Genomic DNA, 19,158 nt, shown 5'->3' with positions numbered 1-19,158 from the left:
TCCTTATGCTAACGCTGTAATGGCTTTTGGCTCAGCGCTAACAAAGACATTGCCATTGTCTATTTTGGCTTCAAATACGGGGAGCTGTATTGCCTCTGCTTCTAGGCACTCGCCGGTATTTAAACAAAAATGTTGCTTATACAAAGGGGAGGCCACTACTAATTTTCCATCAATAGAGCCAATAATGCCGCGCGATAGTACATTGGCTTTGCCTATCGGGTCGTAGTTGCTAATGGCTAACACAGGCTCACTATTTTGTGGAACATAAAATATGGCCACTTGCTGGTTGTTTACTAATGCGCATACGCCACTATTAGCAACTAGGTCGTCGGTTGTTCCAATTTTATGCCAATACATCAGCTTGCTCCTGCTCAATTTCCATTACGGGGATACGGTTTGTCGAATTTTGCTGGTTACGTTTTTCAGACTCAGTTGCAGGGCGAATTTGGTTGCGCTCTTGTACAAATAAAATATTGCTATCGGCATCTGGGCTATTAATAAATTGGCGGAACCGCTTTGAGGCCTCTGGACTTTCGACTGCTTTTTTCCATTCGCAGGCGTAAGTTTTAGTTATAAGCGCCATTTGCGTTTCAAGCTCATGGCAAATACTTAGGCTGTCGTCTATTACTACGCTTTTTAAATAATCTAACCCGCCTTCTAAATTTTCCATCCACACTGAGGTGCGCTGCAGTTTATCGGCGGTTTTAATGTAAAACATGATCACGCGGTCAATGTATTTAATGAGTGTTTCGGTATCTAAATCGGTAGCAAATAAATCAGCATGGCGCGGGCGCATACCGCCATTTCCACATACGTATAAGTTCCAGCCATTTTCGGTTGCTATTACGCCTATATCTTTGCTTTGTGCCTCAGCGCATTCGCGAGTACAACCCGATACGGCCATTTTAAATTTATGCGGGGCGCGTAAACCTTTGTAGCGGTTTTCAATCGCAATCGCGTGGCCAACACTGTCTTGTACGCCATAGCGACACCACGTACTGCCAACACACGATTTAACGGTTCTGAGCGATTTACCATAAGCGTGACCGGTTTCAAAACCGGCTGCAATAAGTCTTTCCCAAATAATAGGGAGCTCTTCAAGGCGTGCGCCAAATAAGTCGATACGCTGCCCACCTGTGACTTTACAATAGAGGTTAAAGTCTTTGGCAACTTGGCCAATAACAATAAGTTTGTCGGGGGTAATTTCACCACCCGCTATACGGGGCACGACAGAGTAAGAGCCATCTTTTTGCATATTTGCAAGGTAAGTGTCGTTGGTATCTTGCAGGCCAACATGAGCGGGTTCTAAAATAAACTCATTCCACGTTGAAGCTAAAATAGAGGCCACTGCAGGTTTGCATATTTCACAGCCGTGATGACCGCTGCCATGTTTAGCGAGCAAATCATCAAAAGTTTTAATGCTTTCTACTTTTACTAAATGCAGTAACTCTTGGCGCGAAAAAGCAAAGTGTTCACACACATGGTTGTTAACTTCAACCCCACGGCTTTGAAGTTCACTGTCGACTACCGATTTTAATAATGCGGCACAACCACCACAGCCGCTGGCGGCTTTGGTACAAGCTTTAACTGCAGATAAATCGCATGAGCCGCCATCAATTGCACCCACAATGTCGCCTTTGCTTACATTGTGACACGAACAAATAGTAGCAGTATCGGGCAGGGCATTTCCCGCTAAAACAGGTGCTCCTTCGCTATCAGGTAAAATGAGGCACTCAGGGTGTGCGGGTAATACCATGTCGTTTAACATGTACTGCAACAGTGTGTCGTAATCGCTAGTATCGCCAACAAGCACTGCGCCTAATAACTTGTTGCCTGCCTCATTTAAAATAATTTTTTTATAACAATCACGAATAGGATCTTGATAAATTAGCTCTTTGCAATCGGGGGTTTTAGCGTGGGCATCGCCAATTGAGCCTACCTCTACCCCGAGTAGTTTTAATTTTGTGCTCATATCGGCACCTAAAAACTCAAGTTCGCCGCCTGTAAGTTGGCTTGCAACCACGCGAGCCATGTTATAACCCGGAGCGACTAGGCCAAAAAGCTTTTTGTCCCACAAGGCACATTCGCCAATAGCATATATATCTGGGTTTGATGTCTGGCATTGGTTATTTATTACAATGCCGCCACGTTGCCCTAATTCAAGTTCGGCCACTTTGCCAAGCTCATCGTATGGGCGAATACCGGCCGAGAACAAAATTAAGTCGGTTTCTAAAAACGTGTCATCTGAAAAATTTAGTCTGTAACGGCTCGTTTCGCCTTTTACTATTTCGCTGGTGGCTTTAGCGGTATGCACGCTTACGCCCAATTTTTCAATTTTGTTTTTTAACAGCGTGCCACCTTGTTCATCAAGTTGTACCGCCATGAGTTGGGGTGCAAACTCAACTACATGAGTATCAAGCCCAAGTTGCTTAATTGCATTAGCTGCTTCAAGCCCTAATAAGCCGCCACCTATCACTACGCCACTTTTACTTTGTGCAGCGCTTGCTTTTATTTGCTCTAAATCTTCTAGGGTACGGTAAACCAAGCAATGGGGTTGGTCATTCCCTTTAATTGGCGGCACAAACGGGTACGAGCCTGTTGCTAAAATAAGTTTATCGTAATTAAATTTATCACCGGTTTGAGTGCTAACTACCTTGTTTGTTTTATCTATTTCATTAACCCACTGGTTAGTATGCACATTTATATTTAACTGCTGATAATTATCAAAGGTGGTTAGGGCTAAATCGGCGGCTGTTTTACCATCAAACACGCTGGATAAGTAAACACGGTCATAAGCTAAATTTGCTTCTCCACACAGTACGGTAATGTGCGCGTTAGCGTCGCTTTGGCGCATTTGCTCTACAAAATGGTGCCCAACCATCCCATTCCCAATAATGAGTATTTTTGTTGGTGTTTGCATTGGTATCCCCTCAATGACGGTTTAATTTAAAAACAAAAAAACCCGCCACAGTTACAAATTAATGCAACTGCGAGCGGGCTTCTTTGCCTGTGGTCATAACAACCTAAATGTGTGTCGTTTTAATAACGAACGGTATGGTTATCATATAAGCAAAAACACGGCCATTTTTATAAGTGTTTGTTTTTTAATAGCTACATTACTTTTAAATGGTTTTACTTACACATATTTGAGTTGTTTTGGTGCGGTGCTAGCACTATGGGAGTGCACATAATGAGGCTACAATGTGGTGTTTAGTCAACAAAAGTGCATTTTGTGCCGTTAACTAATAACGAGGGGTAAGCGTTTAGGCTCTAAATAAAAAATGCGCTCTGTTATTTTGAGATAAAAATAACAGTAAGCGCATTAATTCTGTAAAGCGGCTTTACTTGCTTTGCTTCGCCAGGGTTTCTACATCGGTATCTTCAACAGGTTTAAAGCTGCCCGTTGCTTCATCGTAGGTTTTAATTTCTGCAGATTCTATATCATATACCCAACCGTGTAGCTTAACTTGACCGGTTGCAATTTTTGCAGCCACAGCAGGGTGTGTTTTTATATGCTGTAGTTGTTGTACTACGTTTTCTTCAATTACTAAGCCTAGGTGGTCGTTATTGTTTAGCTCTGCGCAACCGCATTTTTCTTTTACAACTTCAGTTGCTACGCGGCTGTGGCCAAGCCACTCTTTAACGTGCGGTAAGCTTGATAAACCTTCAGTATTTATAGCGCCTTTCATTGCGCCACAATCCGAGTGTCCACAAATAATAATGTGCGATACGCCCAGTGCAGCCACCGCAAATTCAATTGAGGCTGTCATACCGCCGGTTTGATTACTATGTGGCGGGATAATATTGCCCGCGTTACGACAAATAAATAATTCACCGGGTTCAGTTTGAGTCACTAAGTTAGGATCAATACGCGAGTCGGCACAGGTGATAAATAACACTTCTGGGTTTTGACCATTGGCTAGTTTTTGAAACGCTGCTTTTTTTGATGGGTAAACTTCTTTTTGAAACTTAGCCACGCCCGAAATAATATGTTCCATGTACAACTCCTATTGGTGTAATTTAATCGTGTTATTTATAGCTTTATTCGCCTGACAAATTAGCGCCATTATAACTTTGTTCTTGTTTGTTTTGTACTATTACACTGTTTAATAAATTTCATACTCGCGAACAAAGGGCGACACACGTGCATGAAGTTATTGGCGTATACATGATCGTACCTAGCAGAGGCTTCGAGTAAAATAAAAGGCGGTAAGTGGCGAAAAAGGTGGTTGAGAAGGTTATTAGCTTAACTTGCTTTAAGTTTATGGGCTGATTTTAAGTTATACATGCGCTGATCCGCTAAGATTAAACACTCAGTATGGCTTTGGCACTCATCGCTAGATGCTATGCCATAACTAATACCTGATTGCGGCCATTGCTGTTGAATAGTGCGATGTAATGCGGTGAGCTTCTGGGTAAGTGTGGTTTTTAGTTGGGGAAGGTGTGATTTGTTTTTGACTTTACATAACCAAATAAATTCATCGCCCCCGGTTCTAAATACGGTGCCGTCTTGCGCTAGATGCTGTGTCATTAATTTTGCAGCATTAATTAAAAACGCATCACCTTTGGCGTGCCCAAGCGCATCGTTTATTTTTTTTATTCCATCACAATCTATAAACACAATGATGTAAGCACTATGTGCAAGTTTAATCAGCTCATCATTTAATAGTAGTCGATTGCCAACTTGGGTTAGAGGATCAAAGCGAGATTCATGTAACAAGGTACTAAATTCGTGCTGTTTTAACTTTAGCCACTCAGACAAAGAGAGCACAATACACACACAATCTATTGCTAAGGCTAACAGTACAAGTATTTCTGAAGAGGTCGCATTTATTAAATCAAAATGAAACGCAACGTATACTACTAATGACAGGCTATAGAGCATATTTCCAAATAAAAAATACTTGGCTCTAAAATCGTTCAGGCTAAGCATAGCAAACCCGGTGGTTAAGCTAAGCATAACCCATACGGCTGCTAAAAAGTGCGCGATATAAAACACTAAATAAAAAGGCATAAATAGACTGCAGATACCACATACAAATGCACTAACGGTAAAGTATTTTAAAGCACTCCCAAGCTTATTGGCTTTTTCTTTATCGAAGTTAAACAGGTAGTAGGTAAATGCTGCTGCGCAACTCACAGCAAAGGCAAATAAATAAATCCCTAAGTAATGTTTATTAAAAGAGGGGCTGGCATAAATTGTATTTACAGCGCCCGAAGCAAACGCCCAGCCAAGACCGTGCAAACCGACATACCCAGCACAAAACAAGGCCACTTTTTGCTTTACTCTTAAAAACATTACAAAGGCCATCATTGCTAAAGTGAGCATGACAGAAATAGTAATAAGGCTTAATGAGTTTATATAAAACTGATGATGCAAAAATACACCTTCGCTTAAAATACTTAAATCAACCGGCGTTGGATAGTGTTTGGCTTCTAAATATATCCATAAATAGCCACTGCTTGGCGCATAGAAGGGCAGTTTAAATGCTTGTCCATGCATTAAAATTGCCGGTTGATTAACGTGAGACTGCGAAAAATCAGCAAGCTTAACTATATCCCCCTGTTCGGTTTGCCAATAGGCTAAACCAACGTCGATAAAATTGGCTTGCGGCAGCACATACCAAGCTCCAGTGGTGGGGTTATTTAACGCAATTTTTGTTATTACAGCGCCACTTTTACCGAGCAGGTTACTCGTTTCACTAGCGTTTTTATAAGATGTAATTACTTGCTGTGCAGAAGGAGGCGCATTGAATGCTATGACAGGGCGCCACAGGTTATCATCCTCTAGGGTAATGTTGTTATTAAGTGTATAAGCAGGTGTTAGCGGGCTAAACAAAGCACAGAAAAAGAATACTGTTAATATACCAACCCGCACCATACCTAAACTCACTTTAAAAACCCACTAAGCGATTATAATCAAATTGTAAACAAATAGTATATAAATCAAACAAAATTATCGCCTTTAAGTAATGGCTTAATTTGGCTTTAAATAACAAACTGCATTAATAAATAAGTAATAGGAGGGCGTTTTTGTTTAAACGAATTTATAAACACTGCGGGTGTTTGCAGTATTAGTTAGGATTTAAAGTAGGTAGTGCTCTAACCAACTGAGCTATGATTGAACTATTAATTGCTTAATTAAATTGATTCAGTGGAATGAATAAATTTGATACGACAGAGTGGATTCGAACCACCGATTTCGGCGTGGGCATAGAGAGTAGGTAGCGCACTAACCAACTGAGCTACAGTCGTACAAGTAGTATCTTAATTATATTTATTCGGAGGGGTAGGATAATTTTGGTACGACTGAGTGGATTCGAACCACCGACCTCTACCATGTCAAGGTAGCGCTCTAACCAACTGAGCTACAGTCGTACAAATAGTATCTTAATTATATTTATTCAGAGGGAAGAATAAATTTGGTACGACCGAGTGGATTCGAACCACCGACCTCTACCATGTCAAGGTAGCGCTCTAACCAACTGAGCTACGGTCGTATTACCTAATTAAGATGCGATAAATTTAATTATCAGCGGCCGCTAATATATAGCGTGGTGAGTGGTGAATCAAGCAAGTTTGTTGCTTTTACGTTTATTTGCCGTTTTTTTATTCATATTGGGCTGATTTCACACGTTTTATAAAAGTTTTGCCACCAGGTAACGTGTTTTTTGGCTGAGCCTTTAAGCTGGTTTAGTAGATTGTTTTGTGAATCCAGCGCTATTAAAGTATTTATTTGCTTATTTGTTATGGCTTGGTCAAACCACAGTTGGTTATACAAAGGTAAAAGTGTTTCAAGGTAGCCTGCTAAATTAGCCTGATAAGGCTGTATTTCTTTAAGGAAATACTTTTGAAACACGTTACTGACGATAGTGGCTATTTTTTTATTTTTTCCTGCTGGGCATATTTCATCAATGGATTGCGATTCGATAAATCGCGTGGCTGAATTATTAAACGCTATTTGCAGGCGTGCAGAGTAAATGAGTAATTGGTTAAAACGGTACTTATTCAGCTGCTCTAACGCGTTAAAAATGTCTGCGGAGTTAATTTTTAAGTAGTGTTTATTGAGTATGTGTTGTTTTATGAGTGCAAGCTGCTGCATGGCCGCTACCGTGTCGCTAAACCCTGCAGGGGAAGCAGAAAGCTCTGAGCTGCTAGCTTGCCACGTGTTTTTTAGCTCAAATTCGTTATACAACATTAAATTAAAGTAGTGGTTTAGTGTTTGCTCTTTATGTGTTTTTGCTTTTAACAAGGTTTTATAAACTGCTGAGTCAGGCTTAAGCGTGCTTAAGCACTGCTGTGCATTTTGCACAAACTCTATTTGATACTTTAAAACACCGGCATGTCCGGCCGTTTTACCTAGCTGATTGTTGTGTTCACTAATAAGTAAGCTGAGCTTACAATGGCTTAAGCTGGCAAGTTCAATCAAGCTAATGGTGGTGGTGTTTAAAAGCGTGTTAGGGGGTAAAAGCGGGCTAATTGCTTCAGGTTTACTTAAACCAGGGGCTTGGGCTTCAAGGGTATTACTTAAGCGTGCTATGTATGTTTGATAAGTGTTGCTAGGCGCTTTTGAACACCCAGCAAGCACGGCGCAACACACCGCTAATATATAGCTTAACCATGTTTTGCTTGGTATTAATGTAAGTGCTTTTTTATACAAATGGCGCCTGCTTTAATCGCTTATTAACGGTGAACATAAGCCATACAGCAGCAACGGTTAAACCAAAAATAATACCTATCCAAAAACCGTGCGGCCCCATGGCGGGCACAATTAAATCTGTTCTTCCCAATACGTAGCCTAAAGCAAAACCGATTAACCAGTAAGATATAAACGTTATATACGATATAGGCTGCGTATGTTTTAAACCTCTTAAAATGCCGTTCGCAGCGACTTGAAGTGCATCAGGTATTTGATAAATACATGCCAAAATCATAATTGAGGTCGCTAATGCAATAACGGCTGGGCTGTCGGTGTATAGTTGGCTTATTAAATCGCGGCCAATAAAGGTTATAAAAGCTAAAAATAACGCAATAGCAATGGCTAATATGTAGCTGGTTGATATAGCAGTTTTTAATTGGCTTAAATGGTTTTGACCAAATAAATTACCAATACGAATACTAATGGCGATAGATAAGCTCAGTGGCATCATAAATAATAACGCGGTCACGCTTCCCGCAATTTGATGGCCCGACACTGCAACAGCACCTAAGTGTGCAATAAATAAAGGTATACACGCAAATAGCGTAATTTCAAAAAAGGTAGCCAACGAAATGGGTATACCTAATTTAGTAATAATCCCAATGGTTTTAATATTGGGCTTTTCAAAATTTGCCAGCAGGGCTTTTGCATCGATTTTTTTACTAAACTGGCAATACGTTACTTGTGCAACAGCCATTACAGTTAGTACCAATGCCGTAGCAATGCCACAACCAGCGCCGCCGAAGGCTGGTAAGCCAAATAAACCATTTATAAAAATATAGTTAGCCGGAATATTAACGCCAAGGCCCAGTAAACTGATATAAAAAGCGGGTTTTGTCATCCCCATGCCTTCGGTCATATTGCGATAAACGGTAAAAATTAAAAAGCCAAAGGCTCCCCATTTCACAAAATGGATATAGTCGTACGCAAGGCTTGCGATAGCGGGGGTTGTATCGAGTTTTAAAATCACTATATCGGCTAGGTTGGCTATACCAAAACCAATTGCGCTTAAAATAGCGGTTAAATACAGAGCTTGCTGAAAATAATGGCTAATGCCTTTTTTATCATTAGCGCCCGCAAATTGGGCAATAATACCGGTTAACGCGAGCAAAATACCTTGCAGTGCCAGTAATAACGGGTTCCATATACCGGTTGCAATCGACAGCGCAGCCAAATCTGTTGGGCTTACTTGGCCTGCCATAATGGTGTCGACCACCGACATTAAAACGAGTGTTACTTGTGCTAAAAATACAGGTACGGCAAGGGTGATTAAACGTTTGGCTTCCCAGCTACTAAAGGTCATAAAAACAGCTATTTGATAAAACAGGGCGCAATTGTAATCGATTGTGTTTCAAATAAAAATCACTGTAGTGAATGATTTTACGAGTTGATACGTTAAACTAGCACTTTGTAATAATTTTAAGTGATTTTATGTTTACAGGAATCGTTCAAACTCAAGCTACTGTTGTATCTACCACGCACACCGAAGGGGTTTTACGTTTGGTTGTATCGGTAGGTGATGAATACGTTAAACATTTAGATTTAGGTGCGAGCATTGCAATTAATGGCTGTTGTTTAACAGTGGTTAAAGTTGAATTAAGTAACCACGATGTAGTGGCACAAGTACATTTTGATGTAATTGATGAAACACTATTACTAACTAATTTAGGCAAGCTTGCACTAGGTAGCTTAGTTAATTATGAGCGCTCAGTAACCTTTGGTACTGAATTAGGTGGGCATATTGTGTCGGGGCACATACACTGCTCTGCCCATATCGGGCAAATAGTTAAGCAACAAAATAACTGTAAAATTCAGTTAAGCTTACCTACTAAATGGCAAAAGTATGTTCTGTATAAAGGCTTTGTAGCAATAAATGGCGCAAGTTTAACCGTGGGCGAAATTGACGAGCAGGGGTTTTGGTTACACCTGATCCCCGAAACGCTGGCCATTACAAATTTAGGTAACGCACAAGTGGGTGATGAACTAAATATAGAAGTCGATCAGCAAACTTATACCATTATTAACACGGTAGAAAATTACTTACGCCACCAGGGCTAAAAAATTTGTTCATCGTCGCTGTCTATGTGTAACTCTAATTTTTTATGAGCATGGTCTATGTGCATGTTTAAATGAATAGGGTTACAACAGGCACTGCATTCTTCTACGTAGTCTTGATCCCCCATACTTGCGTCAATGTCTAGGTGTATGTGGTTGCCACAGTGTGGACACGTGATACGTTGTGATAAAAAATCTTTCATAATCACTCCAATAGTACCAAGGTAAGAATTAACTTGTTGATACGCATTAATTAAGTTGTGCAGTTATACTAGCAACAACTTGATGGCTCAAAACTGAACTAAACAACAAGGTATTGAGCCTAAATAACATCCTTTTTAAATATAGTGCTGAAGCAACGATTATGACAGTTATTTTACGCCTTATAAGGCGTTATTATTTAAAGCGATAGCAGCTCATCAATATGCTGCTTAGCCTGAGTAAGATAGTGCCCTGCAAATATATTTGCGTGATTTAAAATAGGGTAAAGTTGGTATATAGCTTTGCGCTTTTTATAGTTTTCGCTTAATGGGTATTGCGCGTTATAGGCGTTATAAAAATCATCAGGTAAGGGGGCAAATAGCTCGCTCATTGCAATATCTACCTCTCGGTCTCCGTAATAACATGCGGGGTTAAATAAGGTCGGTACATTTTTAATAAAGCCCATATTTCCTCGCCAAAAGTCGCCATGTACTAAAGAGGGCTCCACAATATGGCTGTGCAATTGCTCTTTTACCAAATTAATTAATAGCTCAGGCTCTACAAGCTGAATGCCTTTTTCGGCTAATAGTTGCAGTTGCCAGCCTATGCGCTCTTCTGCGTAAAATAAGTCCCATTTTTTATGCCACTGGTTTGGTTGCACGGTGGTGGCTAGGTAATTATCTACATCAAAGCCAAACATTGCTTGGTCGTGCTTTTGGTGCAGCATAGCCAGTTGTTTACCCATATCGTGCCAATGCGTGTGGGGCTGTTTATCAAGTACTAACCATTCAAGTACAATAAACGAAAATTCAATATTAGCACCTGTTACAATGCAGTCGGGCACCATAAAAACACTATTTTGGGTGAGCTGCTTAAGTCCTATCGCTTCACTTTCTAGACGATCTAGTTCGCTTTTAAGGGCAATTTTAACCAGGTAATTGTGCTTTCCATCGGTGAGTTGATAGAGTTTATCGGTATTTGTACTTTGCAGCTGACGTTTGTAAGTATGTTTAAAGTCATAATGAATGGCTTGGCTAATGTGCTCGTTTACTGTTTTCCACATATCAATTGCTCGCCTTTTAAACAGATACTTAAACTATGGCAAAAAAGTATTAATTTAACAAACTAATCGTTGTAAAATTAACGATATAAAAAATGCTAATGGAGTAACAATGAACAAAAGTTTTATCACCAATCTGCTTGCTGTCTTGTGCGTAGTTATAGGCTACTTTTTTAACCACGCTATTGTGTTATCGGTGGGGTTATTTGCGCTATCTGGTGCTGTCACAAACTTATTGGCTGTTCATATGTTATTTGAAAAAGTACCTTTACTATACGGCTCGGGTGTTATTGCTCTAAAATTTGAAAGTTTTAAAGTGGCTATTCGTAATTTAATTTTGACTGAGTTTTTCTCTGAGCAAAAAATTAATAACCTACTTAGCAAAGCACAACCTAATATCGACTTTGAGGGCATTATTACTAAGGTTGATTTAAACCCTGCATTCGACAACCTACTTCAAGTAATAGAGCAATCTCAGTTTGGCAGTATGTTAGGTATGTTTGGTGGCACAGCGGCTATAGAGCCAATGCGAGAAAAGTTTATTGAAAAAATGCAGCTATCACTTGCGCAAATTAGCCAAACAGACGATTTTAAAGCGCTAGTAAACGATACGTTATCGCAAGGGAATAGCGCACAAAGCTTACATGCTACGGTACTTAAATTAGTTGATGAGCGTTTAAATGAACTCACCCCAAAAATGGTTAAAGACATTATTCAAACTATGATACGTGAGCATTTAGGTTGGCTAGTAGTATGGGGCGGTGTGTTTGGCGGTTTATTTGGCTTAATTGCGGCCATTATTTAATAACTAAGCCTGCTTACAAAGCAGGCTTAATTTTGTGTTAACGCCATACTATTTTGGCCCTGTGATGATTACTTTTTCTGGGTTGTACGATTTAGCTAAATCTTTAATTGATGTGCGAGTACTGGTATCAATATTTAAATAATTTGCGCTTTTATCAAGGTTATACAAAGTAACAAAGTCTCCCATTGATAAGTTATTACAGTGCAGCTTTTTGCTCATTACCGCTTTGCTTATATTTAAATCCCGTGACGCTTTACGTACTACGTACGATTTATTAGCTGCAACAGCCATACAAGCCTGTGTACCTGGCGATGAATCGGCCGCGACAAATTGGGTGGCTAATGCTGGTTTTGCAATTAGTAAAGTAGCGCCTAGTACCATAGTTGTGCATAAAGTAGCTTTTAACGTGTTCATAATTAGTCCTCATTGTTTGTGGTTCAGCTTTATTATTGAGCGATTTAAACTAAAAAGCTGTTAACCAAACGCAACAAGGTGTAAGCAGGTATGTTTAAAAATACACACTTAAGCTAGGTGACTGAATTTAAGCCCTAATAAATGTGTTTTTTGACACACTTAGGCAAAATTATTTTATAGCTACTGACATATTTTCTCAGCCTGCTATTATCGCCCCCATTATTTACGCGCTTAATTTTTAGGAGAACAAGTGAGCAAAACGTTAGCCAGCTATTACCAGCAAGCGTATGCCTGCGAACACAAGCATTTTAACCAATGTTTTTATTGTGGATGCGAAGCCACAGAGCGCGATCATTGCCCGCCGTTACATATGCTACAGAGCATTATTGATTTAGGCGAAGAGGCCGACTTTGTCTCTATTGCCGCGTGTTATGAGTGCCATGCCTTATTACATAATGAAAGGCTAATGACGATAGATGAGCGTTTTACAAAACTTAAAAAAAAGCTCTCTAATAAGTACGCTAAGGCGCTGCGTGTTTATAACATGTGGGAAGAAAACGAATTAAGCGAAATGAGTGACGAATTTGCGCACAGCATTCAAGCGGGTATGAAATTAGGTAAAGAGGCATCTGAGCGTTTAGCGTTTACAGGCTTTACATATGCCACCGAAGAAGCCCGCGTGACCGTTCGCGAAAAAACCAAAGAGTTTGATGTAGAAGGCACCGTTTTTACCGACTTTAAAGAGGCATTAAATTACTGTATTAACGTACTTAAAGTTCAAAAAAGTGACTTTTATAAAATATTGGTAGAGGATTATAACGGCGACTTTAATAGGGCACTTAGCCAGTATCGTCATCGCCATGATAAAGTAACAGCAGCAAGCGATGGCAATACATTAATTAAGGATTTTGCTAAGCAACATAAGCAAAACTCAGACTTTGTAACTCGTACCGTAAAACACTTTATAAACAAAGACCCATCGCTTACAACCGAAGGCGCACTTGAAAAGCTGTATAACAATTATATAAAAAAATAATTACAGCCGTTTAACTCATTTAATCGCTTTTTTACCTGTTTTTTTAGCTTTATTACGCCGCTTTAGCTAAAGTAGCAAAAAAACAGGAGAACCTAACAACATGCAAAAATTTGCTCCCTCATTGTTAGCAGTTGGTTTAGCTGCTGCCCTTGTTGGCTGCCAAGAAAACGGCCCACAAGATGCAAAAATCACCATCAATAAAAACCCATACCCAAGCACCTACACACCGCTTGCAAGTAAAAGCACATTAATTACCAATGCAACAGTACTTACTGGCACTGGCGAGCGCTTAGATGACGCCGATGTGTTACTTGTTGATGGTAAAGTACAACAAGTAGGTAAAGACTTATCGGCTAATGCAGATGCAACCATTGATGCACAGGGAAAATGGGTTACCCCAGGTATTATTGACGTACATTCTCATTTAGGTGCTTACCCAAGCCCATCAGTTGAGTCTCATCAAGACGGAAACGAAATGACCAGCCCAAATACTGCTGAGGTGTGGGTAGAGCATTCGGTATGGCCTCAAGATCCTGGCTTTAACCGCGCGCGCGAAGGCGGTATTACTTCACTACAAATTTTACCAGGCTCAGCTAACTTATTTGGTGGCCGTGGCGTAACACTTAAAAACATTCCTGCGCATACCATGCAAGCAATGAAATTCCCTGATGCGCCTAATGGCTTAAAAATGGCCTGTGGTGAAAACCCAAAACGCGTATATGGTCGCCAAGGTACTTTGCCTTCAACCCGTATGGGTAACATGGCTGGTTACCGTATGGCATGGGCAGAAGCACAAGAGTACAAACGTGCATGGGATAAGTACGACGCCGATTACGAAGCAGGTTTAAACCCAGAAGCACCAGTTCGCGATATTAAGCACGATACTCTTCGCGCGGTAATTGAAGGTGAAGTGTTAATTCATAACCACTGTTATAAAGCTGAAGAAATGGCGATGATGATCGACCTTTCAAAAGAATTTGGCTATCACGCAGGTACGTTCCATCACGGTGTAGAAGCTTATAAAATTGCAGATTTATTGGCTGAAAATGGCTCGTGTGCTGCACTTTGGCCAGATTGGTGGGGCTTTAAAATGGAAGCCTACGACATGGTTCAAGAAAACGTAGCTATTGTTGATGCGGTAAAAAATTCGTGCGCCATTGTACATTCTGACTCAGACACCACTATTCAGCGCTTAAACCAAGAAGCGGGTAAAGTAATGTACCGTGCAAACGAAAATGGGTTTGATATTTCGGAGCAGCACGCGATTAAGTGGATCACCTCAAACGCGGCTAAATCATTAGGTATTGAAGATAAAACTGGTTCGCTTGAAGCAGGTAAGCAAGGCGATGTGGTTATTTGGAACCAAAACCCATTTAGCGTTTACGCAAAAGCTGAACAAGTATTTATTGATGGCGCAAAAGTTTACGATAGAAACGATAGCGCATTTCAAGCACAAAGTGATTTTATGTTAGGTCAACAATAAGGAGCCCAGAATGAAAAATTTATCACGTTCGTTTTCGCTATCTCTGGTTGCTGCCGGACTATTAGCCTCAGGTGCAGCCAATGCACAATCGCTTGCTATTATTAATGCCACGCTGCATACCGCAACCGAGCAAGGTGTTTTAGAAAACGCCAGCATTGTTATGGATAACGGTAAAATTACCGCTATTAATCCACAGCAAGTACAAGCAGATAAAGTTATTGATGCGAATGGGCAAATTGTAACCCCAGGTTTTATTGCTAGCATTAATCAACTTGGCTTAGTGGAAGTAAGTGCAGTTGCAGGCTCACGCGATGCAGGCGAAGAAAAAGCAGGCATTGATTTTGATGTAAGCCTTGCTTATAACGCTCACTCAAGCCTTATCCCGTATGCACGTAAAGGCGGTGTAACCCGCGATGTAATTACCCCGCATGGTGGCGATAGTATTTTTTCGGGCTTAGCAAGCGTTGTTGATTTAAGCGGTGATTTACAAGGCGACATACAAAAACAAGCTGCATTAGTGGTTTATTTAGGTGAGCGCAGTAAGGGCTCGCGCGCATTTACATTGCAAACGCTAATTAATAAGCTTGAAGAGCACCAAACAAAAGCAGCTAAAAAGCCTAAAAAAGACGACGACAGCACCCCAAGTACTGAAGATAAAGTAATGGTTAAAGTACTTAGCGGCGATATGCCACTTGTAGTGGGTGTATCTCGTGCGGCTGATATTATTGAGCTACTTAAAGTTAAAGAGCAATTTGGTATTAATTTAGTGCTCAATGGTGCACAAGATGCTGTTGTTGTTAAAGAGCAGATTGCTAAAGCGCAAGTACCAGTAATTATGAGTGCTATGGATAGCTTACCTTCAAGCTTTGACTCTTTACATGCCAGTTTAGATAACGCAGCCGCGCTTGAAAAAGCTGGGGTAAAAGTTATTTTAACTGTGGGCGGCGATGCCAGCCATAATATTTACCAGCTTCGATTTGATGCCGGTAATGCAGTTTCGTACGGCATGAGCCAGCAAGGTGCACTTAATGCTGTTACATCCAATGTAGCCGACGTATTTGGCATAAATGCAGGTAGCCTTGAAGTAGGTAAAGCTGCCGATGTGGTTGTATGGAGTAACGATCCATTTGAGCTAAGTAGCCATGTAAGTAAAATGATTATTAACGGTGAAGAAGTATCTACGCAGTCGCGCCAAGATAAACTGCGTGAGCGCTATACCACTGAGTCATCTATGCCGCGAGCATATACAAAATAATTAATATAGCTTTAATTATCCAAAATTCAGGTTAATTATTAAAGGCCGCTACTTTAAAGTTAAAGTAGCGGCCTTTTTATATAAAATAAAGACACAAAAAAACCGCTTACTTTAAACGTAAGCGGTTTTTTTATTTAATCTAAAATTATACTAATTTAGATAAAATTTCGTTAAACGTTGCACTTGGGCGCATTGCTTTAAACGCTGCATCATCATTTGGTTGGAAGTAACCACCAATATCCATTGAAGGACCTTGTGCATCGTTAAGCTCGCTTACGATTTGCTCTTTTTGCGTTTCTAAATCGCTCGCAATTTGTGTAAATTGCGCTTTAAGCTCGCTGTCTTCGTCTTGCTTAGCCAGCTCTTGTGCCCAGAATAAAGATAAGAAGAAGTGAGAACCACGGTTATCAATTTCTTTTACTTTACGTGAAGGCGACTTGTTTTCAGCTAAGAACGTACCTGTTGCTTTATCTAGTGTGTCAGCAAGTACTTGTGCTTTTTTGTTGCCTGTATTCACGCTTAGGTGCTCAAGCGAAGCCGCTAGTGCTAAAAACTCGCCTAACGAATCCCAACGTAAGTGGTTTTCTTTTTCGAACTGTTGAACATGCTTAGGTGCTGAACCACCTGCGCCAGTTTCAAATAAGCCACCACCGTTCATTAGTGGCACAATAGAAAGCATTTTAGCACTGGTACCCAGCTCTAAAATTGGGAATAAATCTGTTAGGTAGTCACGTAATACGTTACCCGTTACAGAGATAGTGTCTTTACCTTCTTTAATACGCGCTAATGAGAATAAAGTTGCTTCAAGCGGTGCTAAAATTTGAATGTCTAGGCCATCAGTATCGTGATCTGGTAAGTATTTGTTTACCTTTTTAATAAGCTCTGCATCGTGAGCACGGTTTTCATCTAACCAGAAAATAGCTGGTACGCCCGTCGCACGTGCGCGGTTTACAGCAAGCTTAACCCAATCTTGGATTGGTGCGTCTTTAACCTGACACATTCTCCAAATATCGCCTTGCTCAACAGTGTGCTCAAGTAATGTTGTGCCATTTGCATCAACAACACGAATAGAACCATCCGCTTTTGCTTCAAACGTTTTATCGTGAGAACCGTATTCTTCTGCTTTTTGAGCCATTAGGCCTACGTTTGGTACGCTACCCATAGTGGTAGGATCGAACGCGCCGTTTTCTTTACAAAAATCAATTGTAGCTTGGTAAACGCTTGAGTAGCTACGATCTGGGATCACAAAGCTAGTGTCTTGTAGTTTACCGTCGTTGTTCCACATTTGACCGCTTGAACGAATAGCAGCAGGCATAGACGCATCAATGATCACATCGCTTGGAACGTGTAAGTTAGTAATGCCACGGTCAGAATCAACCATTGCAATAGCAGGACGCTCAGCGTAAACCGCTTGAATGTCTGCTTCAATTTCTTCGCGCTTAGCATCATCTAATGTTTGAATTTTAGAATAAACGTCGCCTAAACCGTTATTTACATCAACACCTAGCTCTTCAAAAAGCTCGCCGTGTTTAGCAAATACGTCTTTGTAGAAAACTTTTACCGCATGACCAAAAATAATAGGGTCAGATACTTTCATCATTGTCGCTTTCATGTGAAGCGAAAATAATACGCCTTTTTCTTTAGCTGCATCAATTTCTGCTGCTAAAAACGCTTGTAGTTTAGCTGCGCTAATGCGCGATGCATCAATTACTTCGCCAGCAATTAGCGGCGTGCTTTGTTTAAGTACAGTCACATCGCCATTAGTCGCTACGTGCTCAATACGTACATCAGTTGCTGCATCAACAGTTACAGATTGCTCAGAACCAAAGAAGTCACCTTCGCTCATGCTTGCAACGTATGATTGTGAGTCTTTGCTCCACGCACCCATTGAATGAGGGTTATTGCGTGCATACTCTTTAACAGAACCTGGTGCACGACGATCTGAATTACCTTCACGCAATACTGGGTTTACAGCACTGCCTTTAATTTTGTCGTAAGTTGCTTTAATTTTAGCTTCTTCATCATTTTTAGGCTCAGCCGGGTACTCTGGTAGTGCGTAGCCTTTTTCTTGAAGCTCTTTAATGACAGCGCGTAATTGCGGTACAGACGCACTGATGTTTGGTAATTTGATGATGTTTGCTTCTGGTGTTTTTGCAAGTTCGCCAAGCTCTGCAAGCGCATCGCCAATGCGTTGCTCTTCAGTAAGGTAATCAGCGAAGTTTGCAATTACACGACCTGCTAATGAGATATCGCGAGTTTCAACTTCAACACCTGCCGCATTTGTATAGGCTTGGATAATTGGTAGCAACGAGTAGGTTGCTAGCGCCGGAGCTTCGTCCGTTTTAGTGTAGATAATTTTTGATGTCATCATCATTCCTAGATAGTAGGCCGCAGTGGCCGTATTCAACAATGCAAAGAAACTCATTAGCGCATGGTTGCGTTAACAAGCAGTTTGTTAGGTGTCGGTACTCTTAATATGCCAAAAGGCAGAATAGTCACACCTGACTAACTGATTTTTATAGGTTGCAAAGTACACGTATTTTAGCCGCGTAAAAGCATAAGCTAAAATGTAACCGCGTAATTTAGCAACAAGAGTGTAACAAGCTTGTTTAAAAAGGGCTAGCGCTTGCGCTTTTGAACAGCCTTAATTAGCAGGTAACAGTTAGAACATTGGGGTATATAAAATAAAATCAAGGAAAAGGGTTGAATTTAGCATGTACAGGAGCAATTTAGTAATAAGAAGAGAGTTGAATGGTAAGTGGGGAATTAAGCGAGGATCTAAATTAGGTCGCTCGCTTTAGTCGAACAAATTTTTGATCACTCTAAAATGTCGCCGTTAGGCGCAATGTTTTTAGCGTGTAAGCCCTTAGGGCCTTGTTCTAGCTCGAATGTTACATCCTGACCAGCTTTAAGTGTCTTATAACCGTCCATTACAATCGTTGAGTAATGAGCGAAAATATCATTCTCGCAGCCGTCTTCTACGATGAAACCAAAACCTTTGGCGTTGTTGAACCATTTGACTTTACCACAAGCCATACTTCTACATCCTTCTATAAGTTGACTAATTTAGTTATTCTAAACCGTATAATTTGCTAGACTGACTAAGGATTAATCAATCTACTTCTGACTGTAGTTTATTTGGCCAGTCAG

General features: G+C 40.6%; 16 protein-coding genes and 2 tRNA genes. 5 read left to right on the top strand and 13 right to left on the bottom strand.

The window, feature by feature from the left end; all coding sequences use genetic code 11:
- Nucleotides 1-3: 3 nt before the first annotated feature.
- The 8 genes from nirD to MTF68_RS02880 all read right to left on the bottom strand — a co-directional run bounded on the left by nirD (nt 4) and on the right by MTF68_RS02880 (nt 9,002).
- Entirely contained in the window at nt 4-357 is a 354-nt protein-coding gene (nirD, locus tag MTF68_RS02915; RefSeq protein ID WP_024033472.1) for a nitrite reductase small subunit NirD, read from the bottom strand.
- Entirely contained in the window at nt 344-2,920 is a 2,577-nt protein-coding gene (nirB, locus tag MTF68_RS02910) for a nitrite reductase large subunit NirB (RefSeq protein WP_121637573.1), read from the bottom strand. Before nirB ends, nirD begins: the two co-directional genes overlap by 14 nt.
- 421 nt (nt 2,921-3,341) lie before the next feature.
- Nucleotides 3,342-3,998, bottom strand: a complete 657-nt coding sequence (locus MTF68_RS02905) for a carbonic anhydrase (RefSeq protein WP_055255729.1) — start codon at nt 3,996-3,998, stop codon at nt 3,342-3,344.
- Nucleotides 3,999-4,246: 248 nt separating this feature from the next.
- Complete coding sequence (locus MTF68_RS02900; protein ID WP_248461621.1) at nt 4,247-5,893, bottom strand: diguanylate cyclase; 1,647 nt, start codon at nt 5,891-5,893, stop codon at nt 4,247-4,249.
- A gap of 408 nt (nt 5,894-6,301) precedes the next feature.
- A tRNA-Val gene (locus MTF68_RS02895) sits at nt 6,302-6,378 on the bottom strand.
- A 45-nt stretch (nt 6,379-6,423) separates the two neighbouring features.
- Nucleotides 6,424-6,500, bottom strand: a tRNA-Val gene (locus tag MTF68_RS02890).
- Nucleotides 6,501-6,613: 113 nt separating this feature from the next.
- A complete protein-coding gene (locus MTF68_RS02885; protein ID WP_248461620.1) occupies nt 6,614-7,660 on the bottom strand; it encodes a DUF3080 family protein in 1,047 nt (348 codons plus the stop codon).
- A complete protein-coding gene (locus tag MTF68_RS02880) occupies nt 7,653-9,002 on the bottom strand; it encodes an MATE family efflux transporter (RefSeq protein ID WP_248461619.1) in 1,350 nt (449 codons plus the stop codon). Before MTF68_RS02880 ends, MTF68_RS02885 begins: the two co-directional genes overlap by 8 nt.
- Nucleotides 9,003-9,130: 128 nt before the next feature.
- Here MTF68_RS02880 and MTF68_RS02875 point away from each other — a divergent pair, with 128 nt between their 5' ends.
- A complete protein-coding gene (locus MTF68_RS02875; RefSeq protein WP_248461618.1) occupies nt 9,131-9,757 on the top strand; it encodes a riboflavin synthase subunit alpha in 627 nt (208 codons plus the stop codon).
- Here the strand turns inward: MTF68_RS02875 and MTF68_RS02870 are convergent.
- Together MTF68_RS02870 and MTF68_RS02865 are read right to left on the bottom strand one after the other, a co-directional pair.
- Entirely contained in the window at nt 9,754-9,957 is a 204-nt protein-coding gene (locus MTF68_RS02870) for a CPXCG motif-containing cysteine-rich protein (protein ID WP_004586763.1), read from the bottom strand. The genes MTF68_RS02875 and MTF68_RS02870 overlap by 4 nt on opposite strands.
- Nucleotides 9,958-10,154: 197 nt before the next feature.
- On the bottom strand, nt 10,155-11,018 hold the full coding sequence (locus tag MTF68_RS02865; RefSeq protein WP_004586762.1) for a fructosamine kinase family protein: 864 nt from the start codon (nt 11,016-11,018) through the stop codon (nt 10,155-10,157).
- Between the two features lie 109 nt (nt 11,019-11,127).
- Here MTF68_RS02865 and MTF68_RS02860 point away from each other — a divergent pair, with 109 nt between their 5' ends.
- Complete coding sequence (locus MTF68_RS02860) at nt 11,128-11,820, top strand: DUF445 domain-containing protein (RefSeq protein ID WP_096739530.1); 693 nt, start codon at nt 11,128-11,130, stop codon at nt 11,818-11,820.
- A gap of 48 nt (nt 11,821-11,868) precedes the next feature.
- Here the strand turns inward: MTF68_RS02860 and MTF68_RS02855 are convergent, their stop codons facing one another.
- Entirely contained in the window at nt 11,869-12,234 is a 366-nt protein-coding gene (locus MTF68_RS02855) for a DUF3718 domain-containing protein (RefSeq protein ID WP_054982616.1), read from the bottom strand.
- Between the two features lie 250 nt (nt 12,235-12,484).
- Here MTF68_RS02855 and MTF68_RS02850 point away from each other — a divergent pair, with 250 nt between their 5' ends.
- From MTF68_RS02850 to MTF68_RS02840, 3 genes are all read left to right on the top strand, one after another.
- Complete coding sequence (locus tag MTF68_RS02850) at nt 12,485-13,270, top strand: hypothetical protein (protein ID WP_055253785.1); 786 nt, start codon at nt 12,485-12,487, stop codon at nt 13,268-13,270.
- Between the two features lie 100 nt (nt 13,271-13,370).
- Nucleotides 13,371-14,753 carry an amidohydrolase gene (locus tag MTF68_RS02845; protein WP_004586758.1) on the top strand — a complete coding sequence of 461 codons (1,383 nt, stop codon included), beginning with the start codon at nt 13,371-13,373 and terminating at the stop codon, nt 14,751-14,753.
- A 10-nt stretch (nt 14,754-14,763) separates the two neighbouring features.
- Entirely contained in the window at nt 14,764-16,008 is a 1,245-nt protein-coding gene (locus MTF68_RS02840) for an amidohydrolase family protein (protein ID WP_024033483.1), read from the top strand.
- A gap of 145 nt (nt 16,009-16,153) precedes the next feature.
- Here MTF68_RS02840 and MTF68_RS02835 read toward each other — a convergent pair whose 3' ends face one another.
- Together MTF68_RS02835 and cspD are read right to left on the bottom strand one after the other, a co-directional pair.
- Complete coding sequence (locus MTF68_RS02835) at nt 16,154-18,376, bottom strand: NADP-dependent isocitrate dehydrogenase (RefSeq protein ID WP_055253781.1); 2,223 nt, start codon at nt 18,374-18,376, stop codon at nt 16,154-16,156.
- A 449-nt stretch (nt 18,377-18,825) separates the two neighbouring features.
- Complete coding sequence (gene cspD / locus MTF68_RS02830) at nt 18,826-19,044, bottom strand: cold shock domain-containing protein CspD (RefSeq protein WP_004586755.1); 219 nt, start codon at nt 19,042-19,044, stop codon at nt 18,826-18,828.
- Between the last annotated feature and the right edge of the window lie 114 nt (nt 19,045-19,158).

Origin of the sequence: Pseudoalteromonas sp. 2CM37A (genome assembly GCF_023161885.1) — a bacterium.
Classification (GTDB): Bacteria; Pseudomonadota; Gammaproteobacteria; order Enterobacterales; family Alteromonadaceae; genus Pseudoalteromonas; species Pseudoalteromonas atlantica.
This window is presented reverse-complemented; position numbering and strand designations above follow the sequence as displayed.